The sequence below is a fragment of the Bradyrhizobium sp. UFLA06-24 genome, from assembly GCF_054967145.1.
In genome coordinates, this window is sequence record NZ_JADFUE010000046.1 from 1 (window position 1) to 25,067 (window position 25,067).

Sequence of the window (25,067 nt, forward strand, 5' to 3'; positions counted from 1 at the left end):
TCCAGAAGATGACTCTTCTAACGGTGCTCTCATGACTCCGCACAAACAATCCAAAGGGCCTCGGCGCCACGCTTACAAGCAAACAAGCTCAAGGTGCGAGATGTTCATCCTTTCAAATTGAGAAAGGCCGCAACAACTATCGCTTCGTGGTGCGAGGAAAATCAGGCGAGCGGGATGCGATCGTTAGGTCGGTTGCCGTCAAGCGGTTAGACAAACTCTCGACAAAACGACGGGCCGAAGATCCCGCAGGTATACTATTCGCCATGCCAGACGGATCAAAGATAAACACCCTCGTTGACCAACTCAAACGTAGCGGTCCGAGATGCTGGAATCGAACGAAGCACCTTTGGCGAGAAGTATACGGTGTACAGCTTGCGACACTTCTACGCCGTGAATGCGCTGCGGAATGGAGTGGGGTGTTCGAGGTCGCTCGCAACATGGGCACGTCGGTCGAAATCATTCAGGAGTATTACGGTAAGCAGGCAACGGCAGCCACCTTTGCAACGAGGCTGGCGGATTAAACTATTAAGCCGCCGCCTTGTCTCATGAGACCTTGTCTCCGCTGAGGATAGGTCCGAACCGTTCCCATCGATGCCCGGTAAATCGCATCATTTGTAGCTGCTTGATCGGTGCAAAATCAGTGGGACTGGTCTTGATGCGAATGCCGGGAATAAGAAGACCAACCTCAAAATCGAGGTTTGCGGCCTGACGCATTACGTTCTCACGTGTGAGATCGTCACCGCATTGACGGAGCGTCTGCTCGAGGCCTTTCGCCAGCATAAAGCCGCTTCTAGTGAAGCTGTCGTCTTGGTCGCCGTCTGGATACCATTGAGTCATAAAGCTTCGCCACTCCCTCACGCCCGGATCATCCTTCAATTCCGGATCGTCGACGTCTTTGGTGGCCGCAGCGGACAGTATGCCCTGACTGTATTCAAGTCCTGCTGGCTTTAAGACTGCGCCGATCGAGTTTGAGACACTGGGAAGAATGTGGATCGGATTCCATTTCAGCTCACCGATCTTTCGGATCGCCTGCGCCGAAAATTTCGGAGTAGTAAAGTTGATGAATATGTCAGGGTTGGCGTCCCTGATCCGTACGACCTGCGACTCTACCGTTGGGGCCGAGATGTCGTACGACACCTCAGCTTTGATTAAAGAGTGAGCCTGCTCGCCAAGTCCGTCGTGCAAACCGGTGAGATAGTCCTTGCCGTAGTCATCATTTTGATAGAGCACACCTATGGTTTTGCCGGGATAGTTCTTCAAGATGTAGGAGGCGTAGATGCGTGCTTCGGCTTGATAGCTAACTCCGAAACCCATCGTCCAAGGGAATCTCTTTGGATCATTCCATTTGGTTGCATTAGTCGCAACAAACAGCTGAGGTGCTTTTCTAGAATTCATATATTGCTGAATTGCGCTGTTCGTGGCCGTACCAAGAGCGCTGAAGATCAGCAGTACCTCGTCGCTTTCTACAAGTTTGCGGGCCTGCTCAACCGTTTTGGCTGGATTGTAAGCGTCGTCGTAGGAGATGAAATTTATCTTGCGGCCGTTGATGCCGCCCTCGGCGTTGACTTTCTTGAAGTACGCCGCTTCGGTCCGGCCATATACGCCAAACGCCGATGCTGGTCCGCTATAGGGCACAATGTTGCCGATTTTGATCTCGTTATCACTTGCGCCAGGATCGTACTTCTTTTGAGCATGTGCGACGCTGCCACCGAAACTGAGAGAAATACAAAATGCAAAAAGGACAGATCGAACTGCGAAGGACATGCGGTTCTCCCGACGCAATGTGTGAAGTATCTGTACCCCAAGAATGCGCTATGCCGGCAAGATAGTACTGTCCGCAGCTAGATGTCGAGATCAGCGGTATTGAAAGCTCCATCTACGTCAATGCGACTGACCTGCTTTCGGGGTTCATGCATCACGGGCTGGCTTAACGCATGAGCGGCAACTAACAACTAGAGCGCCCGTCCAAGCGCCACCAGCGTTTCCGAACCTCTCCAATTCGATCGATTGGGGTGGAGGCAATTGGTGGTTTGATCGCTGGTTTGTCCATTCGCTGCTCAGGTCAGCTAGAGGGCGGCGCATGAGCCTCTCTTTGGAACCGCGACGAGCCCTCGCATTTGTCGTAACGCAAGGAGGGTCCCACCATGAGAGTTCGGCTTGGACTGTTCGCATTGGTGTTAAGCGCAGTCAGCACCTTCGTCTACGCTCAAAGCAGCGGGGGCGGAAGCTCGAGCGGCGGTGCTTCATCTAGCGGAGGAGCCGGTTCAGGTGGTACTGCGGCCGGATCGATGTCGAGCAGCGGCACGGTGAATGGCACCGGCGGATCGCCAGGGCCCAACACGAGCAACGCCCTAAGTCATGGAACGACAGGAAGTCGGCTCGGCAATCCTTCAAACGGGCAGACAAGTTCTGGCTCGTCATCGGCTGCCAGTGGCTTTGTCAACGATAGTACAATGAACAATGCGGTCCAGGATTTGGGGAATTCAAAAACCGGCATCATGCCTGGCCACTGATTAGCTTCAGCTTGCGATTTTTATGCAGTGCATGCGCTGCGATGGCCTAGGGGTCTTCGAGGTCGCCCGCGACATGGACGTCTCAAGCGGGTGAGTTTCTAACCCTCGACACTAGCAGTGATTACTGCGGGAGCGTCTTCAGAGTTGATCTTAGGACGGATCGTCAGACGGAATTTTGAACGGTTCAATGAGCTACGCTCCTACGGGGTCTCTGGCTCCGTTCTTATACGACGTATGTTTCCAACGGGTAGATGGGTGGGCGCGGGATTGCTCAACGTAAAGTGAAGCACCCATTACATATCTTGGCGCTCTGAGAACGAATAGATCGTGTTGGAAATCGGGACGAGCAAAGAATGGTGGCAGGGGAGTGCCTTCGCACGTCTCATAGCAAAGATGGCAGTCGTCGTATTTGTCCCTTGCACTTACGTACCGCACTTTCATGAAACCATCTGAAAGGTCCCGCAATGTTCGAGCTGAGCCCGATATTTCAGCGCGAACTGCCCCAGGTCCAGCGGTTGCAAGGTGGAAGTGAGGATCATATCTCGCATCAAAAGTCGAGCTGCCACGTGAAACCGATCTATGCCACGAAAACGCATTATCGTGGCGGTGGTTCAGATCTCAGAGGAGACAAGAGCCCGCATTCACGATCACAAGGTAAGGCTTCGATTTGGGAAGGATCGTTACCTGCCTCTGAGGCGAACCGCAGCGCAAAGGATCGTCAAGACGGCGAGACCGACGAACACAAATAGGCTGCACCTAGTGGAGTGACCCGACATATTCCTATCCAGCAGCGCTCAAGGCGGGCAAAGATGTCCCGCAGCTTCTGATCAGCGTGGCCCAATCATTTCCTCGTCAGAGCACGAGGCAAAGAATCGGCTTCCCCGTCGGCGAAGTATCTTGGTGCCGCTAGAATATCGTTCGGCTGTCTCATAACCATACGGTCCGACCGGTTTTAGCGGGTCTGCTGCTCGGATGAGGCTTTGATCAGTTGTGCCCCTCTGGCCGACCTTTTTGCGCCAGGCGATGCGCTCGTTGAGAGCACGAAGCTCCGGGTGCGTGAACTGTGCGCCCGAAAAGTCGGTGCGGCTAACAGGAACAGGGCTCAGCCTCCCTAGGACTGGGCCTTGATACATTTCTGCAAGAGCGGCACCCCCGAACCAGCAGCCGCAGACTAGAACGACCATTCCGGTAAAACTATTAAACTATTCCGGCTGAGAGCAGAACGATTTCGCCGCGTCCAAGCTCTTTTTAGTCGATTCACGGGCCAACTCTCCCAGCGGGAGCCGGCCGAGTACGGCGGCTGCAAGGTGATGAAACTAGAATCTTGCGCTCGCTTCTAATCTCCGCCCTTGTTGCAGCTGGAGCTGCCGCAGGCGAAGGTCGGGCTCGAAGCAAAAACGGGTGCCGCGAATCCCAGCATCCCAATCAACAGCAGAACGTACCTCATGCTCGTCTTTTCCTTTTCAAATGGCTTGGCACCGGCTGATCAGCCGGCTATGCCCGCGATCCTCGGTTGCCTTCACCGGGAAGGAAGCGCAAGATCAAGGGCTCTTTCAACCGCAACCTTTTCATGACCAATCCGAAGTCTAAGCTGGCTCTTCAGATCGGCTCCCTACGGCGTGGCGCGGGGGCCTTGCATGAATTTCCAGGTTACGGTGCTGAAGATTTTGGTGGCCTACCCCGACGGCTTCGCCGCCATGGACGATCTGAAGCGCGACATGGCGATCCTGGCGACCAGCGGGCGCGATTGGGCCGAACGCACGAAGCGATTTGCCGCGCGGGTTCCGGATCTCGACATCTTCTCGCAAGGTCTCGTCGAGCGCGGACAGGGCGGCTGGAAGATTACCGACAAGGGACGGGCCTTATTGGAATTCAGGGAGGCGCGCCCCGCCGTTCAAGAACGGATCGCCCCGAGCCCTGTCGAGTAGCCGCGCACGTCGGCGCCCCCGCTGCGACAGCCGCCTGACCGAGCTATGCGCCGAAGTGAACGCCGCCAACGCCGCCGGGCGGCTCGCGAGCGGGTCCGGGCGACCGCATCCTGAATTCTATAGAGGACGCTCAGGATGACCTCCTGCTCCGCCGCGCGCCAGCGGTCGCCAGACATGGCAGATGTGGGCCGTAGAAAAGCCCGACCGACACCTTGAAAGGGGGGCAGCGTTCGCGAGCGTTAAGCCTTGAGTCACCAAACCATCACCTCGCGGCCGAAGGCTTCACCACTTTTACGTGTCGTTCGACACTCGGCCTCTAGCTTGTTGATCGGCTGGGGGTTTCTTCGATGGACATACTCTCGCGAATGCGCGCCACCTTCTCTGTGGGCAGCACGACCGATCCGCTCGGTCGTTCGCTGCTCGTGGAGCAATTCCGCGTGCTGCGGAAGCAGGTGCCGGTTCTCTACGCGGTCCTGCTGATCGACAGCATCAGCGTCGGACTGGTGCTGCCCGCTAGTGTTTCGCCTTGGCTTCGGTTTGCGGTCCCGGCCGGACTTCTCGCGATTTGCCTGGTGCGGTTGGTGCAGTGGGTCCGCCTGGACGGCGCCGAATTCACTCCCGAGGACGCCTACCGCCAATTGGTCAGAACCCGCCTCGTCGCGATCGTCCTCAACACGGGCTTCGTGCTCTGGATTCTCGCGCTGTTCGGGGGCGTGGATCCCGGCCTTCGCGCCCCGGTGGCACTGCTTGTGTTCATGGGCTGCGTCGGCACGGCGTATTGCCTCGGCAGTTTTCCGCCGGCCTCCCTGCTGACCATGGTGATCGCGGGTCCTCCGATCGCAACCGCGCTGCTGCTCTCCGGGGATGGAATGATGATCTCGCTCGGGGTCAATCTGCTGCTGCTGCTCGTCCTGCTCGGACGGATGATCAGCACCAACTTCCGCTCCTTCGTCCAATTGGTCGAGACGCACAGCCGATTGACCCAGGAAGGCGAGCGAGCACGCGTCGCGGAGCAGACCGCAACAGCCGTGGCGGAACGCTTCGACAGAGCGCTCAACAACATGTCCCAGGGACTCTGCTTCTTCGACGAGGACCAGCGGCTGATCGTATGCAACCGGCAGTATCTCGAGGTCTACGATCTCGACCCCGAGCTCGTCCGGCCGGGCATGAAACTGAACGACATCGTCGATCTCCGATATGCCGTAGGCAGCGCACCCAAGATGTCCAAGCAGGACTATCTGGTCTGGCGCAACAGTTCTCCCGTGATCGCCGAAGGTTCGGACACCACGGTCGAACTGAACAATGGGCGCATGGTGCGCATCCGGCATCGGCCCATGCCGGGCAAGGGGTGGGTGGCCACTCACGAGGACATCACGGAGCGGCACCGCACCGAGACGGCGCTTGCGGACGCAAAGATAGCTGCGGAGCAGGCGGAAGCAAGCGCGAGAGCCGCTCACACCCACCTCACCGAGGCGCTCGACGTCGTTCCCGAGGCGCTCGCCATCTTCGATAAGGACGATCGGCTGGTTCTTTGGAATCGGCGGTACGCGGAGCTCTATGCTGTCAGCCGCAGCGCGCTTACCGCCGGTATGCCGTTCGAAAGGATCATCCGGGCCGGCTTGGACGCGGGGCAGTATCCCGATGCCATAGGCCGGGAGGAGGAGTGGCTCACCGAGCGGCTGGCCCGGCATGCACTTCCCCAACACTCCCACGAGCAGCATCTGCCCGGCGATCGATGGGTTCGGGTCGAGGAACGGCGCACCGAAGACGGCGGGAGCATCGGCGTCCGGATCGACATCACCGATCTGAAGCGCCGCGAAGCGTCCTTTCGACTGCTCTTGGAGGAGAATCCGCTTCCGATGTGGGTTGCGGAAGCGAATACGCGGCGACTGATCGCCGTGAACGGCGCGATGTGCCGCCACTATGGCTATCCGCGAGAAGCTCTTCTGGACATGTCCGAGCCGCAGCTCGAGTGCGGGCGTCAACCCGATGCCGAGGCGCGTGACTGCGAACTCCACATCACGTCCAGCGGCGAGGTGATCCACGTGGTGATCGAGTGCCGACCGCTCGTCTACGCCGACCGGCCGGCGCACGTTTGCGTCGCCTTCGACGTGACGGACAGGAATCGGACGCAAGAAAAGATCAGCTATCTGGCCTCCCACGACGCTCTGACGGAATTGCCCAACAGGACGGCGCTCGATCGGCACCTGGAATCTGCGATCGAACGCGCGCAGATCACGGGTGCCCCATTCGCCGTGCTCTGCATCGATCTCGATCATTTCAAGGAGATCAACGACCTGTTCGGCCACGCCATCGGGGATGCCGTGCTGCGCGAGACCTCAAGACGCCTCGAGGAAGCCGCACAAGGGGCATACGTCGCGCGGGTCGGCGGCGACGAATTCATCGCCATCATCGATCAACAGCCCTTGCCCGCGGCGGCAGAACTGCTGGCCACGCGCATGCGTGTCCAGTTCGAAAGGGCCATCGAGGTCGACGGACACGCGCTGCAGATCGATTTGTGCGTGGGTGTCGCGCTCTATCCGCGAGATGCCGAGGACCCGGTCTCGCTGCTCGCCAACGCCGATGCCGCCCTCTATCGTGCGAAGCACGAGGGCAGAGGGGCCATCCGCCTGTTCACGAGCGCCATGGACCAGCAGTTGCGGGACCGCCGCGCGCTGGAGCACGATCTGCGTGTCGCCGTCGAGCGGGACGAACTCTTTCTGGAATATCAACCGCAGCAGCACCGCGATGGCACGCTGAAAGCCTACGAGGCGCTGGTACGCTGGCGCCATCCGGTTCGCGGCATCGTTCCGCCCGGAGAGTTCATTCCGGTGGCGGAGCAGAGCGGGGCGATCGCGCAGATCGACGACTGGGTGCTGATGGAAGCCTGCAGGGAAGCGACTTCCTGGGACCAGCCTCTCAGGGTGGCCGTCAACGTCTCGGCCGCGCAGTTCCGCCGAGAGAACCTCGATGCGCATGTGCGCAAGGCGCTTCGAGAGAGCGGGCTGCCGGCCTCGCGACTCGAACTCGAAATCACGGAGGGCGTGCTGATCGAGGACATCAAGCGCGCCAAGAGGACAATGCAGTCGCTCAAGGCGCTTGGCGTTCACATCGCTCTGGACGACTTCGGAACTGGATATTCTTCGCTGTCGTACCTGGAGGCCTTCCCCCTGGACCGGATCAAAATCGATCGGTCGTTCGTGATGGCGCTGGGCCAAAGCGAGCGGTCGCTTGCCATCGTGCGGGCCGTGATCGGCCTTGCCCACGGGCTCGGCGTGCCGGTGCTCGCGGAGGGGATCGAGACCGATGCCCAGATGTCCCTACTGCTACAGGAGGGCTGCGACGAATTGCAGGGCTACCTCATCGGACGTCCACGGCGGCTTGCGGCAGCCGACCAGCCCGCAGCCCTTGAATCACCTATGCGAGAAGCTTCCTAGGTGTCGCAGGCGGCAGACCGGTATAGCAACGCCGGCTGCTCGCACTCCGTGTGTCTCCTGGCAGGCGCGTGGGCGTGTGTCGCGGCTCCGAATATTGACCCCTTTCGGGTTCCAACATTCACCCCGGCTCACGACCCCAATTTGAAATGAATCCAAGCGCTTCTCATATCAAGCGCGGTCAATGTGGGGGCCCGATCGGGTCGAAAGCCGCGCCGATCCACACTGGCGGCGCTGAAGCTATTGACGGCGCCGACGGTTGGTCCGGCATCAGCATCGCCGGCACAAAGGCCGCCTGAGGTTCTTCGCTCGTCCGCCTCCCAAACGATCGTCGCCAAATCAACACGAGCGAGCGCGATATGCCGTATTGCCGTGCTGTCGACGAGACTGCACGCGGTGCCTGCAAAGAGGCTCTTCAAGTCATGGGTGTTCGGGACGAGGCCGGTCTCGATGCAAAGCAACGTCTGAGATACAGATCGCTTGCGAATACTGACAAAACCATTGCCGGATGCGCAACAATACTGATGAGCCTTTCATCCGCCCGCGCCCCAGGCTGCGGCGCTTCGGACCGGATCAACATATCATACCGTTTATCGAGGCCCGCCGCGTGCGCGTAAATCTTGAGTGGCTCAAGATTCGCGATCTGCTTCGGCTTCATTTCCGATCGCGGCCTGCTTCGGCGTTGCCACCACTCGGTGCGTTCGGCTCTGGCTTGACGTAGACCTTGCCAAGGCCCTCGCAATGCGGACACTCGCCGCGCACGAAATTGTTGCTGCCGCGGCATTCCGGGCAATCCTGTTCGCCTTCATCGCCGTCCCTCATGCGCATGGACGCGGTGGTGGGTGTCAGATTTTATCTGGTGACGCCTGACAAGGGATTATTGCCACACTTTATTACGCCCCTCCCGCATCGGTTGAGTGGTTGAGTCGATCTGCGGCGCAACAAGAAAAGACCGCCCGAAGGCGGTCTCCGATTATGGGCTGTGATCAGGCTGCGGCTAGAACTGCGGTCCTTCGCCGATATCCCATGAAGCCAAGGCCGACGAAGCCAAGGATCATCATCGCCCACGTGGACGGTTCCGGAACAGCACCGGTGATTGGCGTCATCGTGCCTGTAAAATTCCCGGCGCCTGTAAAAGTTAGCGAAGTGACAAAGGCAACTGGATTGTTCGGATCGACACCGGGATTGATGCCGAGCACTTCAAACTCATTGACGCCGCTGCCGCCAAAGTTAAACAACTGACCGCCAGCAAGATTCGTATCAAACACCCAATTGGTGCCGTTCCACAGAAGGAGCTCGTATAGACCTAAGTTCCCTGTCGGCAGCGTTACGCTGGCAAAATTTGGATTACCAAGGCCGGTTTGAAAAATGTAACCGATCGCGCTCTGGGGGTCGATATTGTACGTTACTCCCGGAGCAACCGTCAGGTTAAACCCGTACGTTACCTGACCATTCTGAACAGTGGTGGTCGGAAGGTTGATCGGGCCAACTGAGTTAGGCAAGATCTCAAAATTCGAATAGACGCGAGACATTGCGGCCACATTGCTGTTGTTCAACACGGTTGTGGAGCCGTCCCTGGTTTGAAGCGCACTTATTTCGATTGTGTACTGCGTGTTGGCAGCGAGAGCGACTCCGTGGATGAAATCCGCAGCGGTCACGGTGTAAGAGGTGACGTTAGGTCCAACGTTCCGAGAGGTCACTTGGCCAAAATCGATTACCTGATGGTTCGAATTAAAGGTCTCCAGATTGTTCTGATAAATGTTGATCCTATATCCGTCGACGGTCGTTCCCGGCGGGGGAGTCCAGCTGAACGTTGGAGCTTGGGCTGTGCCCGAAAGGGTTACGCTCTGCACGAACGGAATCTCGCCCGAACCTGCCAACGTCTGCTGAACAGTCGCTCTATCTGTACCGTTGGCAAAGTGAAGCGTGAACGGGTTGACGAGAGTAGCAGGATTTATAGTTGCAATATTAAATAGTCCAGTGAAGAAATTCGGCGTTGCCGGACTGGTTTGGCCGATCATCCCCAAGTGTAGCGTCGTACCGCCGGTGGTGTTGACGGTGGCAGTACCAGTCGTGCCGCCCGTTACGCCATTGGGTACCACGCTGGTCGCTCCGTAGCGAATAAGTTCGCCAGACCGAAAAAACATATTGTTCGGTCCGATATTATACCATTGAACGTACGGGTCGGTGATGGTGATCGGATCAGCAACGGCTGGGCCGCAGCACGTACTCGCAAGCAGAAACGCTGTCAAAGCTGTTGGAGAAAAATTCGCGCGGCTTGCCTTGTTAATGAAACCTAACTTCATTTTGTCGACCCCTTATTTTGCAATGAGATCGAGCGGCGCTCCGCGAGGGCCATTTAAACTTTCGCCGCCCCTTCATCCCCTCGTTTAACATTCGTTAAAATCAATTTAAATTGGAGGGAGTATGAGGCCGCAGTAATTCTGTGTCAATATTCCGTAGAAATTCCTCACCTAAATTGCACGTGGCGGCTGAGGTTCAGTTACGCAGAGCTGGGTGACGAGGTGAAGGTGTTTGCGGCATTAAAGCAATTGCCGGCGACGGTGTCCGGACCATCATCGTGGAGACGGCCACCCGCTTCGCCCGCAACCTGATCATCCAGGAGAGTGGCTTCCAGCGTCTCCAAGCCGACGGCATGACCTGATCGCTGCCCACAAGCTCGACTCTTCCCTCGACGACGCGCCCACCGCTGACTTGGTCCGCCAGATCCTTGGCGCCGTGGCACAGTTCGGTAAAGCCATTGATGGTTGCTAAGCCGCGGGGTGCTCGCGAGGGCAGCGTCGCACTGGCATCAAGGTTGAGAGCCGCGTATGCCGATCGGTTGCGCTCCTTGGTCACGGCCGAACCTGAAAAGGGGCCCGTCGCCTGGCTGCTGCGCAAGATCGCGGCGGGCGAGGGCTGGCCGAACGATATCGTCAACGCCCTGTTCGGCACGTCGGGCAAAGGCGCCGGCGCCTTGTCGGTCCCGCTCGCGCAAAAGCTCAAAGCGACGCAGGCCGGCGAGGGAAAGCCGAGCTCGAGGCGCAGGCACTCTCACAGCGGCGACATGAGTTTTTGAACGAAAGCGGCTCGCAGCTCGCGAGGCGCTCTATTCGCCGCAGGAACTCGACCTCATGCGCAAGCCGGCGTCCGTCTATGCCAAATAATTTCGGTCAAAGGCACCACGAACCGGTCAGGCACCGCGCCGATGCTGGCGCGGACGGCCGGCGGCCTGCGCTCGACGCTGCTCCCGCTGCTCAGTCCGGACGCATGGCGGTTTGCCTGCGCGGAGATGGGCGCGGTGCTCGACAAGGCGTGACGGCGGCGCGCGCAACGCCGAGGATGCGCGCCAAGCGGTCGAATTATTTTCTGGGCCGCGGGCAAAGCGGCTCCTTGAGCCATCGCACGGCGGCCCTTCGGAAGACGGAAGGTAATCAACCGCAATTTCTCCCGGTGGTGGCGAAGCGCATGATGCGGCCATGCAGCGCGAGATCATTTTCAAATGTGCGCGAACGTCCACCATCGGCTGGACGATGACGGGTCGGCGGCAGCGCAGGGCAACGTCCACGTGTCGGTGTGATGTCCCCGATGCGTGGGAGTGCACTTCGTCAACAGGACCGGTAAGCTGCTAGGGGGGACCGAAGCGGCAGCGATGTCGACTGCGAAGTTACGCAGAAGCAGGTCCTCCTGGCGCGGTTCGGCAGTCTCAAGCCGTTTACGTACGCTCAATAGTCGGCAGAGCGTGGTTACCGTAAAGTTCGCGCAGTTTCGTCTTGAGCAGCTTGCCAGTCGCGCCGTGCGGCAGCTCCTCGACGAACAGCACGTCGTCCGGCATCCACCATTTTGCGATCTTGCCCTCGTAAAACGCAAGAAGCTCACTACGCGTGAGCTGCGAGCCTTTGCGCCGCACTGCGATCACGATTGGACGCTCGTCCCATTTCGGATGGGACACGCCGATGACTGCCGCTTCGGCAATGTCCGGGTGCGCCATTGCGAGATTCTCGAGCTCGATTGAGCTGATCCACTCTCCGCCGGACTTGATCACGTCCTTGGAACGGTCGGTGATCTGCATATAGCCTTCCTCGTCGATAGTCGCGACGTCGCCCGTGAAGAACCATCCGTCGGGGCGCTCGCTGTCCGGCATTTTATAGTAGGACTGTGCAATCCAGGGCCCGCGAATGACGAGGTCGCCGAACGCCTTTCCATCATGGGGGAGCTCGTTGTTGTCGCCGTCGCGAATCCCGATCTCGACGCCAAACACGGCGCGTCCCTGTTTGACCAGCCTGTCGCGGCGTTCGCCAGGGGATAAGGCTTTGTGCTTGGGCAGCGTCTTCGATATCATCGCCACAGGGCTGGTCTCGGTCATCCCCCAGACGTGGAGCACCTCGATGCCATAATCGTCCTGCAGCGTCTGCATGAGCGAGCGCGGGCACGCGGTGCCGCCGATCAGCACCCGGTTGAGGCTTGTAGGTCTTTGGCCGGTGCTCTGCAGATATTGGGCATACCCCAGCCAGACCGTGGGAACGCCGTTGGCAAACGTGACGCCGTGCACTTCGAACAGCCGGTGAAGGCTTTCGCCATCGACTTTCTGCCCGGGCGTCACGAGCTTCGATCCCATGGCGGGTGCGCAGTAGGGCATGCCCCAGGACATTGCGTGGAACATCGGCGAGATGAAGGCCACGGTGTCGTTCAGCGAGATGCGGCAGGCATCGGGAAGTGCCGCTGCAAACGAATGCAGCACCGCGCTCCGGTGAGTATAGAGAACCCCCTTGGGATTCCCGGTCGTACCCGACGTATAGCAGAGCCCTGAGGCGGTATTCTCGTCGAGCTGGGGCCATTCGTATGTTTCAGGCTGACCGGCCAACATGTCCTCGTAAGCCGGAAAGCCGGCGGCGCCCATGGACTTGGCACCGGCGGGGCCGCCCAGGTAAATCCACTTCTCGACGCTCGGACATTTCGGCATCAAGGTTTTCACGAGATCCACGAAGGCAAGATCGAAGAACACCATCCGGTCTTCGGCATGATTGATGATGTATACGATCTGCTCGACGAACGGTGTGGCAGACGGCGCCCATCCCGGAAATCCCGTAATACAGTTCAAGGTGCCGGTAGCCGTTCCAGGCAAGCGTTGCGACACGGTCGCCTTCCTTGATCCTGGTCGCGCTCAGGGCGTTGGCGAGCTGTGAGCTCCGGCCAAGCAAGCCCGCATAGTTAGTAACATGATCGGGATGGTCGGGGGTGCGCGAGATGATCTCGACGTCGCCGAATGATCGCGCTGCATGCGTCAGGATCGACGACAGCAGCAGCGGGGTTTTCATCATCAAGCCGAACATTAAGGCATCCTCTAAAATCCACGGGCACGTGGGGCCGGCGGCGTATGTCCGCGCCCATGCGGACACAAAAGAGAATCAGGTGAAATAGTTGGCTCCCCGGTCTGTGCCGCGACGATTAGGTGCGGATCGCTCCTCACAATCGTTCGCAGCGGCCCAGGGGTAACAAGAACGAGCTTAGCACAACCACTCAGTCCGAAAAGGTTGATTATTACGGGGCCAGGCAGCCGCGAAGGATCGTCACTCTGCACCAAAGTGCCGCTCCACGTATCAGGTGACTCGAGAGTGCGGCTGCCGAAGAGCAGGGATGTCGGGCCTCGCCGAGGAGTAGCAGGCGTCGTGCGATTTTTGCCGGTCCCCAAACACGACCGCTACATGGCAAGATAACGCCGGCGGATATCCTCATTCCTGGCGAGACCGACCGTGTCCTGTTGGTGCACCACTTTGCCTTTATCGATGACTACGGCCTCCTCTGCAATTCGCAGGCAAAAATGCATGTTCTGTTCAGCAAGCAGGATGGTAGCGCCGCTTGCTCCCAGTTCGCGTAGCATCCTGCTGATGGTGGCGACCACCATGGGAGCAAGGCCTTCGCTTGGCTCATCGAGCAAGAGAACCAAGGGATTGCCCATCAGAGCCCGCGCGATCACCAGCAACTGTTGCTCGCCGCCGGACAGGCGGCCTGCCTCGCGGGCGCGAAGATTTTCGAGCAGCGGGAAGGTGTCCCAAATGCGCGGCAGCGTCCAGCCGCGCCGTCCATCGGGACCGCTCTTGGCTGCAATTAGGAGATTGTCTTCCACGCTGTGCTCGGGGAACACTTGGCGATCCTCGGGCACATAGGCGAGACCGAGCCTAGCGCGCGCATGCGGCGGCATGCGGGTGATGTCTCGGCCGGCGAAGATGATGCGGCCGCTCCTGGCCGGCACGATCCCGGCAAGCGTCTTCATGGTCGTGCTCTTGCCCGCGCCATTGCGGCCGAGTAGCGCCAGCGTGCGCTTCTCTTGGAGCACGAGGTTGACATCGAACAGTATCCGGCTGGGACCGTAAAAGGCGCTCAATCCTTCGGCGCGCAGGAGCTCCGTCATGGGTCATGTTCCTCCTTGCCGAGATACGCGTCGATCACCGCCTGGTTGTTGCGGATCTCGTCCGGCGTGCCCTCCGCTAGAACGCGGCCGTAGCACAGCACGCGAATGGTGCTCGCGACCCGGAAGACGATGTCCATATCGTGCTCGATGAACACCAGCGTCAGCTTCTGCTGGTCCCATAAGCCTCGGACCCGCTCGATCATGCCCCAGCGCTCGTCGGGGCCCATGCCGGCCGTCGGCTCATCGAGCAGGAGCACCTTCGGTTCGAGCGCAAGCGCAATGGCGATATCGAGTAGCTTCTGGTCGCCGTGGGAAAGGATGGCGGCCTCGACATTGGCTATGTGGCTCAGACCTACCAACTCCATCACCTCTCGAGCGCGCTCTCGCGCGCCGGGCAGCGGAAAGCGGCGGGCGAGATTGCCCCACTGACCGAGATGGGCGGTAACGGCGGCCATTAAGTTTTCCGCCACTGTCATGCTCGGAAAGCAGCTCGCCACCTGAAACGCCCGCCCGATGCCAAGTTGCATGCGCTCAGCCTTTGAGCGACGGACGACGTCCTCGCCATCGAGCAGCACCTCCCCGCTATCGGGGGCGAATGCGCCGCTGATCAGGTTGAAAAAGGTGCTCTTGCCGGCGCCGTTCGGTCCGATCACCGCCGAAAGCGAGCCTGAAGGAAAGGCCAGCGACACATCGTCAATCGCTCGCACGCCACCGAACGTCTTAGTGAGATGTCTGACCTCAAGTTTCATCGTAAGCTGCTCGGCCATGCACGTCGGAGAAAATCCAGCACGCCGCGGCGCAAACCAACGGCGAAGATGAGGACCACGATTCCCAGCACCAGGCCCTGATACTCGGTGGTGCGGGCCAGCAGGTCATTCAGCGCAAGCAGGATCGCCGCACCGAGCAAAGGTCCGAGGAAGCTGTTGATGCCGCCCAGCATGACGGCAAAGATCGCTTGACCAGAATTCGGCCAATCGGCGAGTTCCGGATAGGCGCCCGAGACGAACAGTGCGGCCAATACGCCGCCGAGCCCTGCGAAGCTGCCGGCGATGGTGAATGCCCACAGCCGGGCGCGCCACAGCACCACGCCAAGAAAGCTCGTGCGGCTCTCGTTGTCTCGGATCATGCGCAGCGTTTGGCCAAAGGGGCTTGCGGAAATGTGGCGCAGCGCCAGCAAGCCAATTACCGCGACGACCGCGCAGAACTGGTAAAGATGAAGCTGCGAGGCGAGCTCGAAGCCGAAGATCTCGCGTCGCGGCAGGCCGCCGCGCAGGCCCTGGTCGCCGCCGGTGAGGCTCTGCCAGGAGATGATGACACTGTAGATCAGCATCTGAAACGCCAGGGTGATGAAGGCGAAATAGTCCGTGTTGAGGCGGACGCAGATCGCGCCGACGCAGAGCGCGGCTACGGCCGTGAACAGCACCGCGAGCACGGCCGCGACGGGCAGCGAGAGCTCCGTCATCTGCATCATCAAGGCGAAAGCGTAGGCGCCCAGCCCATAGAACAGGCCATGGCCGAATGAGACCATGCCGGTGTTGCCGACCAGCAGGTTGAGCGAGGTCGCAAACAGCGCCATTGCACTCAATCGGATGACGAAATCCTCGAACGCAGGGCTGCGATGGACGAACGGGATTGCGAGCACGACAATCAAGGCTAGTGCGGCAATCGCCGCCTCGCGCATGGCCGGGCGGCGATTCTCTTTCATAGACGGCGACCGAATAGGCCCTGCGGCCGGAGCAGCAGGATGGCAATCATCACGATGTAAATCAGGCCGTCGGTGAACTGGGGGAAGCCGATCGTGCCGAAGCCGCGGACCAGCCCTATCAACAGCGCTGAAACCAGAGCGCCCGGGATCGAGCCCATACCGCCGATTACGGTGACAATGAAGCTCTCGATCAAGACCGAAAAGCCCATGCCCGGCGACAGCGAACGCACCGGCGCCGCGAGCGCGCCCGCGAGTCCGGCGAGCCCCCCGCCGATGGCGAAGACGATCGTAAACAGCAGTGTGGTGTTGACGCCGAGCGCAGACACCATCTGCGGGTTGATCGCGGCGGCGCGCACCGTCTTGCCGAGCCGCGTCATCGACAGGCCGAGGCCGAGAATGACCGCGATCAGCGCAGCGATTCCGATCAGCACGGCGTAAAATGGGGGCACCACTCCACCCGCGATGAACAGCGGCGGCACCTGGAAGGCCGGCGGCATACCCATGGCGTGGAATTCCGGTCCCCAGATGATCTTGACGAGATCGTCGAAGATCAACACCACGGCGTAGCAGATCAGAAGCTGCATGAGGACATTGGAGCCATAGACGCGACTAATCAGCGCACGCTCGAACGCAACGCCAAACGCCGCCATTGACAGTGCGCCCGCCAGCACCGCAACAGCATAGCTGCCGGTTACGCCGAGCGCCGTATAGGCGACGTAACCGCCTAGCATGTAGAAGGTGCCGTGGGCGAAATTCACGACTTTCAGCACGCCGAAGATCAGCGTCACGCCTGCGGCGACCAGGAACAGGAGCATGCCCACGATCAGCCCGCTGGTGGTTTGGGTCACCACACAGGCCGATGTTGCGAAGCAGGCGCCGAGTGCGTTGAGGTCCATCTGAGCTCAGATGTACTTCTGCTGCTTCTTCCACTCCGTCTCGAGCTCGATGATCTTACCCCAGTCGGCGGCCTTCACGTCGACAATGAACGGCTCGTTCGGTATGGTCTGGCCCCAGCCGATGGCATAGCCGATCGTGGTGTGGTCGTCGCGCATGGTGATCGTGCCGTCGACGCCGAACGGCGTGTTGATCTTCATGCCGGTGAGCGCGTCGGCCAGCGCCTTGCCGTCCAGGGCATTGGCCTTCTTGATGGCCTGCTCATAGAACTGCATTGCCACCGTGTTCTGCCACGACCAGTTGGTCGGCCGCTCGTTCCACTTCTTGAAGTAGGCCTGGCCCCATTCCTTGTTGGCGGGCGTATCCGGGAAGGTTTCGAGATAGCGGGTAGCCGACTGGATGCCGGCCGGCAGGTTCTTGATCGCAGCCAGCACCGGATAATCGACGTTGGGGGTCGCCACGGCCATCTGCGAGAACAGCGCATAGATGTTGCCCTGGTTCACGAAGGCCGAGAGGTCGCCGGCATAAAGCAACGTGAACAGCGCCTGCGGCTTGGCCTGGATCAGCTTAGTGATGACTTCCGTGAAGTCTGGCTGCCCGAGCTTGGGCCAGGCCTCGGTGATCACCTCGAGGTCCGGCTTGAACTGCTTGAAGAATTGCAGGTATTGGGCGGTGGTGTCGCGGCCGTAGGCGTAGTCAGGCGAACAGGTCGCCCATTTGTTGAGCTTCTTGGCGTTGGCGTATCCGGAGAGATAAATGCTGCCGGCGACAGCGTCGTGCACGCCTTGCCGCGCGACTCGGAACGCGGTGGGCGCACGAATCTTGGGATCCGCAGTCAGCGAGGACGTTTCGCTGTTGGTGTGGATGCAGGGAACGCCGAGACTGCGCACCACTTCCTGGACCGCAAAGGAGGCGGACGATGCCTCGGCATCGATCAAGAGCTCACAACCCGAGCTGTTCACCAGCTCTCGCGCGATGCGGGCGGCCTCCTGCGGCTGGCCCTTTGAGTCGCGGTACACGATTTCGATCTGTCGGCCGAGGAAGCCCCCGGCCGCGTTGATGCGATCCTGTTCCATCATCAGCGCATTACGCGACGAGGTGCCGAGCAGTGCGATCGGCCCGGACAGGATGCTTTGCATTCCAATCCGTAAGGTGTTGCTCTGGGCCCTGGCCACCCAGGGAGCGGCCAGCAGGCTGGCGGTACCACCCGCCAGTACAATGCGACGCGTGATGACTGCGCTCATCGAACCGCACCTCCCATGAACCTGTTCTTTTGGCCGGTCTTGAAAACAACCGGCTCTTTCTGTTCAGGAGGCCCACTGTAGATCGGCCACAGCTGTGTGATCAACCGACATTTGCGAGTGGCGGGTCGCGCCGCGACATTGCGACGGTTACGTGGAGCGATGGCCATGATCGACAGCGGCTGGATCGCTTACGCCGAAGTATCAGGGCGAGGAAGGCGGACGACGAAGGTGCGGCAATATCTCGCCGCGTGAAATAAGCCCCGTCGGGGAATCGACCAGACTGCGGCGGCTCATGCCGCGCCGCAAAACCGCTCTCAATTTCGTTGTGGGGGTGGGCCAGGAGCTGCACAACCGACAGTTTTTGTGCTATGAAGCTGACGTCCGACAGACATGGAAAGACGGAACGGAAAAGACAAAGACAAGAGACGAAACAAAATACGTCAAAACCGGGAGGACGACATGCTGATGCGCTGTGCTCGAGTCCTTGGCTTGGTATTTGGAGGATTGGTTTGGACAGCCGCCGGGGCGACGGCGGCGGAGCCGCCGAAAGAGATGAAGCTCTACGTGTTCTCCTCGGGGGCGCTTAATCTTGACAAGTCCATCATTCAAAACGGCTCCAGCGGCAAGGTCCAGATTCCCGTCGGTTTTTTCCTGATCCGCCATCCCAAAGGTGATGTGCTGTTCGACTGCGGCAACAATGATCGTATCATCAAGGATCCGGATTATTGGGGACCGTTCGTGAAAGCGCTCGACCCAGGCCGCGATCCCGACATCGCCATCGACGCCCAGCTTTCCAAGATTAACGTCAAGCCCTCCGACATCAAATATGTCGTACTCGGCCACTTCCACGTCGACCACGCCGGCAACATCGGCAAGTTCCTGGATTCGACATTCGTGTTCCAGCGCGACGAGATCAGGAACGCGTTCTGGCCGGCGCCCGGCTACGCGACGTTTTTCATCTCGGAAGATTTCTCCATGCTGCGGAACAGCATCGGCGGGGGCATGCCCGCCAAGTACAAGACCATCGAACTCGACGGGGACCTCGACCTGTTCGGTGACAACAGTGTCTTCATCCACCGCAGCGTCTCGCACACGCCGGGAAGCCAGATCCTTGTCGTGCGGCTGCCGAAGACCGGCACAGTGGTGCTGACCTCCGACGCTGTCTATCTGCAGGAGAACCTCGATAAGAACATCCTGCCGAGCATCGGCAGTGTCTACGATCCGGTCGGCATGCTAGACGCCTACGCTTGGGTGAAACGGGTCCGCGACACCGAGGGCGCCGACATCATCTATGCCCATGACCCTGATACGTTCAAGGCACACAAGCACTCGCCCGAATTCTACGAGTGATTAGCTAGCGACCTCAGTCGTCTTCGCGCATCATCATCCCGGGCCTGATGCCCGGGATTCTGTTCGGTGCAGTCGGCGGACCGCCGCCAGAGAAGTGTTCGGATTGCCATGCCTCCGGTCGTTCTGGCGCAGCATGTGACGAAATGGTACGGGTCGCGGCGCGCCGTTGCTGACGTGTCCTTTGCGATCGAGCCGGGTGAAATCGTCGGCCTGCTCGGGCCCAACGGATCCGGCAAGAGTACGATTTTCCGCATGCTCACGGGCTACCTCGTGCCGACTTCAGGGCGGATCGAGGTGGCAGGCTGCGACGTGGTGTCGGATTCCCTCGGCGTCCGACGTGCCATCAGCTACGTGCCTGAGGATGCGCCGCTCTACGACCACATGCGGGTTGGCGAATTCCTGCATTTCATGGCGGGCCTCAAGGGGCTGCACGGCGCTGGAGCGCGCGCGGCGGTGGATGAAGCCGCCGAGCGGCTTGAGTTGACGGCGGTGATGACGCTGCCGGCTGGAAAACTGTCGCGCGGCTTCCGCCAGCGCGTCTCGATCGCGCAGGCGCTTCTGGCGAGCCCAAAGGTGCTCGTGCTCGATGAGCCGACCAGCGGGCTCGACCCGCATCAGGTGATCGCCGTGCGCGATCTCATCCGGTCGCTGGCCGGCCGCCACACCGTGTTGATGGCCTCGCACATCCTGCCCGAGATAGAGAAGATCGCCTCGCGCGTGATGATCCTGCTCGATGGCCGGCTGCTGACATCAGACGCGCTGAAGGAGATGACGCAGCATCTGGCGCTGCGGCTGTCATCATCGTCCCCTTATGCTCTGATCGTTCTTGCGGCCCAAGGCGTCTCCGGCGTGCGCGAGGTAGCGCCCGATGCGGATGCCGGCACGGGCCATTATCTCGTTCGTGCCGAACGGCGCGCGTCGCTTCCGGCCGATCTCATCGCGGCGCTCGTGGCGGCCGATGTCGCCGTGTCGGAGCTTACGGAGGTGCGTCCCGATCTCGAGCGGGTGTTTCTCGATCTCACCAAGCGCCTCGGTGAGGCCGCATGAGAAGTTTTGCGGTGCTGCTCCAAAAAGAAGAGGCGGCGCTGCTTTCCGCGCCGATCGCCTACGTCCTGATGACTGTGTTCCTCCTGATCATGGGCTACAGCTTCACGCTCACGCTGTTCCTTAGCCATCAGCCCAGCATGGTGCACATCTTCTTCCAGATGTTCGTGCTGTTCGGGCTCACCGCTCCGCTGATCACCATGCGCCTGTTCGCGGAGGAGCGGAAACTGAAGACGCTGGAGGTTCTCCTGACCGCCCCGGTGTCGGAGGTCGCGATCGTCTTGGCAAAATACGTCGCTGCGATGAGCCTAGTTGTGGTCATGCTGCTGCTCTCGACGGCCTACGCCGCTGCGCTCGCCTGGTTCGGCGATCCCGACTTCGGCCCGATCTACTCTGGCTATCTCGGCCTGCTGTTGTTCGGCTCCGCGCTGGTCAGCACCGGGCTCCTGGCCTCGGCGCTGACGTCGAACCAGGTCATCGCGGCGCTGATCACGCTCAGCGTGTTCCTGCTGCTCTGGATCATCGATAATTTCGGCTGGCTGCTTCCGAGTCCCGCCGACACGATGGTGGTGAACCTCTCGCTTTCCGTGCACTTTCGTCCGTTCGCCGTCGGGTCGATCTATCTGTCAGACGTCGGTTTTTTCGTCAGCGTCACGCTGTTGACGCTGGTGCTCTCCGTGCGGGCGCTGGCGCGACGATGATGGCGCGCTTTGCCCGAACCGACTTCGGCCTAGCCGCGCTTGTGGCCGGTGCCGTCGCGACCGGCCTGCTCGGCTTTGCCGGACTTGGCGAGACGGTGTCGAACGGCCTACTGTTCGCAGCCTGTCTCCTCGTGCTGCTCGCGCTGTTCGTGCTCGCGGTCCGTCTTCCGCTGCGCGGCGGTGGATCGCGCACCTCGGAGTGGGCTATGAATGCGGCCATAGTCTGTGGCGCCGTCGCCATCGTGGTCGGCGCCAACGTCGCGCTCTATCGCCACGACGTACATCTCGACGTCAGCCGAGAGGGGGCGAACACGCCGCCGCGCCAGCTCACCGACGTCATCGCGCAATTGCGCGAGCCGCTCGCGCTCACCTATTTCTACAACGCTGGTGATCCCCACGCGGTGGGCCTTCGCGACCTCGTGCAGATTGCCGCGCGCAACCATCCGCTGTTCGCCTTTCGCGCCGTCGACCTTGACAAGGAGCCCGGCACGGCGCGCGACCTCGGCGTGCGCGTCTACAACACGGCGGTGCTGCAGGCTGAGGATCGCAAGGTGCTGGTCGAGAACGTGATCGATCCCGCGCGGCTCGGATTCGCCGCGCTGCGCGTCCTGCGCAAGCATACCGAGACCGTCTGCTTCGTTACCGGTCACGGCGAGACCTTCCGTCCGATGCCGTCACACTTCCATTACAGCCATGTCGAGACGCTGAAGGGCCATGAGACGCCCGGCGCCGGCGACGTGCTGGAGGCCGCACCCGAGCAGCTCGACAGGCTGGAGCTTGCGCTCAATCAGATCGGCTTCGAGATGCGCGAGCTCGTTACCGCGACTAGCGCGGCGATACCGCCGGACTGCTCCGTGATTGCGGAGATTGGACCGCGCAGTGCGCTCGTCGCAGACGAGGTGCAGCTGTTCGGTAAATACCTCAAAGGGGGCGGGCGGCTCCTCTTGCTGCTCGATCCGCTGTCGGAGATATCCGGCGATTTCGAGCGGCTTGTGCTCAAGCCCGTGGGGCTGTCTAGTGCGGCGGCGATCATTGTCGATCCCCTAAATCATTTCCGTACCGATTCGGACAAAGTAGCGGTTCCTTATTATCCTTCCCATCCGATCACGAAGCGCCTCGCGTTGACTATATTCCCGCACGCGCGGCCAATCTCGGTGGGGCAGCCTCCGTCAGGCGTCGCTGTCGTCGTGCTGGCGGCGAGCAGCCAGGACAGCTATCTGAAATCCCCCCAGGCAACGGTCGCCGTGGCAGGCGGCGAAGCGCCGAGTGCTAACCGCGCCGCGCAAACGCTCGCCGTGGCTCTCGAGGGTACCTGGCCCGGCGCAGCCGACGATAAACATTTCCGCCTTGTGGTCGCCGGCACCAGCAAGTTTGCTAGCAACGAATACTTTCCTTACGTCTCTAACGGCGAGCTCTCGCTGTCAATGCTGCGCTGGCTCGCCGAGGATGATGCAAGCCCGAGCGTGCCACCACAGCTGCTAAAGCTGCCGGAGATCGTGATGACGAGCCGCCAGATGCGCGACAGTTTCATTGTGCTGGAGGTCCTGTTGCCGCTGAGCACCGCGCTGTTCGGAATGCTGATGTGGTGGAGGCGGCGGTGAGGGCGGCGGCTGCAAGCACGACCGGACGATGGCGAATGCCGCTATTGGCCGCGTTGCTGCTGGCGCTGCTCGCCGCACTTGTGATCAGCGGGCAGTGGCCGGAGTTGCGTAGCAAGGTCGCGTTCGCGCCAAAGGGCCTGGTGGCGATTGCGCCGGCCGACGTGCGTCGCGTCGCGATCCGCTCTGGGGGCAACAGTATCGTGCTCATCCACGGGGCGAGCGGTTGGAGTATCGAAGCTGTCGATGGCGCGGTGCCGCCCGAACTCGGCAAGCATCTTGATACGGCGCTGCGGCTGATCAATGTCAGTGATGTCGTGCGCGAGATTCCAGCGAGCGAGCTCACCGTCGCAAGCTTCGCCGAGTTTGGGCTCGATCCGCCAGTCATCGTCGCTGCAATCGAAGCCAACGGCACTGCTGCGACCATCAATTTCGGCGTGCTCAATCCGGCGAGCACCTCGCACTATGTCCGGCTCGCCGGCCGGCCCGCGGTCGCTTTGATGCCGCGTCATGTCGCCGAGGAGTGGCGTGTGGCCTTCGACATCGCACGCCGCTTCCGGGATCAGGCCGGTGCTAGCGCGTCTAGACGCGGCAAGGACTTGCTACTGCCCGTGTCGATGGAGCAGGTCTGGGCGATCGAGATCGTCTTTGCGGGCAAGCTCACCCGGTTCGAGCGCGACATCGACGGCAAGTGGTTCCGCCATAAGGGCCAGCATAGCCACGCTGGCGGCGATATCACCCACGTCGCCGATCCCGAGCAGGCGGGCATCATTGATACGGCGCTGCGCGCATTCGATGCGAGTGCCGTCGAGACGCGCATCGGTCCGGCCGATCCGTCGCAGCTCGCGCGCTACGGCCTCAACCTGCCGCACCTGATCTTGCTGGCGTTCGCGCGGGACTCGTCTGCGCCGCTGGCGCGGCTCGAATTCGGCGTGTCAGCCGATCCCCTCGACCGCTACGCGCGGCTCGCGCCTGACGGTGCCGTAGTCACCGTCGCCGAGTTCGAGATGCGCCGGCTCACCGAGCTGTTGCGTGCGGTCGGAGCGGGCTCGTGAGGTATCCGCTACTCTGCGCGATCCTGCTTGCCGCCTTCCCGCAGAGTTTGGCGCCGCCGGCAGCGGCGCACCAGATCAACTTCTTGACGACGCGCCTTGCTCTCTCCGGCGATCGCACGGTCACCGTCGAGATGGGGCTCAAGGGCAGCGACGTCGACCGTCTGATCGGCACCAGGCTCTATGATGCAAAGGAGGACGCGGTCGATCCCGCCGCCGTCGCCGCTGCCACACCAGCAATCCTTGCTTATCTGAATGCGAATCTCGGCATATCAAACAATAGCGGTGTTGCGTGCGCCGCGAGCGAGGGGGGGATCTTCGCCGACGGTGACGGTGTCATCTTCCGCAATACGTATTCCTGCGCCACTGTTCCCGGCGACATCCTCTATCGCTCCACGGTTCTGACCGAGAACGACCCGACCGCGCGGCAGGTCGTCCTCATCGTGCAAGGCGGGCAAGAGGCGCAGGCGCTGCTCGATGCCGACAAAGCGACCGTGACGCTGTCGGCGCCGCCACCCTCGCTCGCCTCGACGATGCACAGCTATCTGATCGCCGGCATCGAGCACATCTTTCTCGGCTATGACCATATCGCCTTTCTAGTCGCCGTCGTGCTGTGGGCCACACGGATCATGCCGGTCATCAAGATCGTGACGGCGTTCACGATTGCGCATTCGATTACGCTCTCGCTGGCCGCGCTCGGCATCGTCGTCATCCCAAGCCGGATCGTCGAGCCGGCGATTGCGGCGTCGATCGTATTCGTTGCGATCGAGAATTTCTTCTCGCGGGACCTCGACCGGCGCTGGCGAGTGACCTTCATGTTTGGGCTGATTCACGGTTTCGGTTTTGCCAGCGTTCTGAAGGAGATCGGCGTCCCGCCACATGCGATCGTGCCGGCACTTGCCGCGTTCAACATTGGCGTCGAGATCGGCCAAGTCGCGATCGTTGCAATCGTGATTCCGGTGCTGATCGCCCTTGAGCAACTCGCGGCGATTGACAGAGCCAAGCCGGCACGGCGCGCAGCTTTGGTTTATGCGCTGTCGGCTGTGATTACAGTGCTCGGCAGCTATTGGTTCTTCACGCGCGTGCTCGATGCATAACAACCGAACCGATCGGATCAGCTAAAAAAAACTTCTCTGCGATCCATTCGATACCACCCGAGCCCGCGCCGGTCGGGGAGCAGCAAGCGGCACGG

The 25,067-nt window shown here is 60.7% G+C and carries 15 protein-coding genes and 3 pseudogenes; 10 read left to right on the top strand and 8 right to left on the bottom strand.

The window, feature by feature from the left end; all coding sequences use genetic code 11:
• Positions 1–543 precede the first annotated feature (543 nt).
• Complete coding sequence (locus IF809_RS28075) at positions 544–1,764, bottom strand: ABC transporter substrate-binding protein (RefSeq protein WP_462839143.1); 1,221 nt, start codon at positions 1,762–1,764, stop codon at positions 544–546.
• 2,386 nt (positions 1,765–4,150) lie between these two features.
• Here IF809_RS28075 and IF809_RS28080 point away from each other — a divergent pair.
• Positions 4,151–4,555, top strand: a pseudogene (locus tag IF809_RS28080) (hypothetical protein).
• Positions 4,556–4,806: 251 nt separating this feature from the next.
• Positions 4,807–7,878, top strand: a complete 3,072-nt coding sequence (locus IF809_RS28085) for an EAL domain-containing protein (protein ID WP_462839144.1) — start codon at positions 4,807–4,809, stop codon at positions 7,876–7,878.
• 983 nt (positions 7,879–8,861) lie between these two features.
• Here the strand turns inward: IF809_RS28085 and IF809_RS28090 are convergent.
• Positions 8,862–8,966, bottom strand: a pseudogene (locus tag IF809_RS28090) (PEP-CTERM sorting domain-containing protein); the annotation flags it as partial.
• Between the two features lie 1,760 nt (positions 8,967–10,726).
• Here IF809_RS28090 and IF809_RS28095 point away from each other — a divergent pair.
• Complete coding sequence (locus tag IF809_RS28095) at positions 10,727–10,954, top strand: hypothetical protein (RefSeq protein ID WP_462839145.1); 228 nt, start codon at positions 10,727–10,729, stop codon at positions 10,952–10,954.
• Positions 10,955–11,590: 636 nt separating this feature from the next.
• Here IF809_RS28095 and IF809_RS28100 read toward each other — a convergent pair.
• A pseudogene (locus tag IF809_RS28100) lies at positions 11,591–13,196 on the bottom strand (long-chain-fatty-acid--CoA ligase).
• On the opposite strand from IF809_RS28100, the gene IF809_RS28105 reads away from it, so the two are divergent.
• On the top strand, positions 13,114–13,296 hold the full coding sequence (locus IF809_RS28105; protein WP_462839172.1) for a hypothetical protein: 183 nt from the start codon (positions 13,114–13,116) through the stop codon (positions 13,294–13,296). The pseudogene IF809_RS28100 and the gene IF809_RS28105 overlap by 83 nt on opposite strands.
• Positions 13,297–13,576: 280 nt before the next feature.
• Here IF809_RS28105 and IF809_RS28110 read toward each other — a convergent pair whose 3' ends face one another.
• From IF809_RS28110 to IF809_RS28130, 5 genes are read right to left on the bottom strand one after another with little or no spacing between them, the layout of a single operon-like run.
• Positions 13,577–14,287, bottom strand: a complete 711-nt coding sequence (locus IF809_RS28110) for an ABC transporter ATP-binding protein (RefSeq protein ID WP_462839146.1) — start codon at positions 14,285–14,287, stop codon at positions 13,577–13,579.
• Positions 14,284–15,036 (bottom strand): ABC transporter ATP-binding protein, encoded by a 753-nt coding sequence (locus tag IF809_RS28115; protein ID WP_462839147.1) that lies wholly within the window; start codon positions 15,034–15,036, stop codon positions 14,284–14,286. Before IF809_RS28115 ends, IF809_RS28110 begins: the two co-directional genes overlap by 4 nt.
• The gene (locus IF809_RS28120; RefSeq protein WP_462839148.1) at positions 15,033–15,992 is read right to left on the bottom strand and encodes a branched-chain amino acid ABC transporter permease; all 960 of its coding nucleotides are present in this window, start codon (positions 15,990–15,992) and stop codon (positions 15,033–15,035) included. The genes IF809_RS28115 and IF809_RS28120 overlap by 4 nt, the downstream gene beginning before the upstream one ends.
• Entirely contained in the window at positions 15,989–16,888 is a 900-nt protein-coding gene (locus IF809_RS28125; RefSeq protein WP_462839149.1) for a branched-chain amino acid ABC transporter permease, read from the bottom strand. Before IF809_RS28125 ends, IF809_RS28120 begins: the two co-directional genes overlap by 4 nt.
• 6 nt (positions 16,889–16,894) lie before the next feature.
• The gene (locus IF809_RS28130) at positions 16,895–18,130 is read right to left on the bottom strand and encodes an ABC transporter substrate-binding protein (RefSeq protein WP_453996273.1); all 1,236 of its coding nucleotides are present in this window, start codon (positions 18,128–18,130) and stop codon (positions 16,895–16,897) included.
• Between the two features lie 390 nt (positions 18,131–18,520).
• On the opposite strand from IF809_RS28130, the gene IF809_RS28135 reads away from it, so the two are divergent.
• The 6 genes from IF809_RS28135 (at position 18,521) to IF809_RS28160 (ending at position 24,972) form a co-directional block, all read left to right on the top strand.
• Entirely contained in the window at positions 18,521–19,480 is a 960-nt protein-coding gene (locus IF809_RS28135) for an N-acyl homoserine lactonase family protein (RefSeq protein ID WP_453982587.1), read from the top strand.
• A 108-nt stretch (positions 19,481–19,588) separates the two neighbouring features.
• Positions 19,589–20,527: an ABC transporter ATP-binding protein gene (locus IF809_RS28140; RefSeq protein ID WP_462839150.1), complete on the top strand. Its 939-nt coding sequence runs from the start codon at positions 19,589–19,591 to the stop codon at positions 20,525–20,527.
• Complete coding sequence (locus IF809_RS28145) at positions 20,524–21,225, top strand: ABC transporter permease (RefSeq protein ID WP_462839151.1); 702 nt, start codon at positions 20,524–20,526, stop codon at positions 21,223–21,225. The genes IF809_RS28140 and IF809_RS28145 overlap by 4 nt, the downstream gene beginning before the upstream one ends.
• On the top strand, positions 21,222–22,826 hold the full coding sequence (locus IF809_RS28150) for a Gldg family protein (protein WP_462839152.1): 1,605 nt from the start codon (positions 21,222–21,224) through the stop codon (positions 22,824–22,826). Before IF809_RS28145 ends, IF809_RS28150 begins: the two co-directional genes overlap by 4 nt.
• Positions 22,827–22,861: 35 nt before the next feature.
• Positions 22,862–23,878, top strand: coding sequence for a hypothetical protein (locus IF809_RS28155; RefSeq protein WP_462839153.1), 1,017 nt, complete (start codon positions 22,862–22,864; stop codon positions 23,876–23,878).
• Positions 23,875–24,972, top strand: coding sequence for a HupE/UreJ family protein (locus IF809_RS28160; protein ID WP_462839154.1), 1,098 nt, complete (start codon positions 23,875–23,877; stop codon positions 24,970–24,972). The genes IF809_RS28155 and IF809_RS28160 overlap by 4 nt, the downstream gene beginning before the upstream one ends.
• Positions 24,973–25,067: the final 95 nt, after the last annotated feature.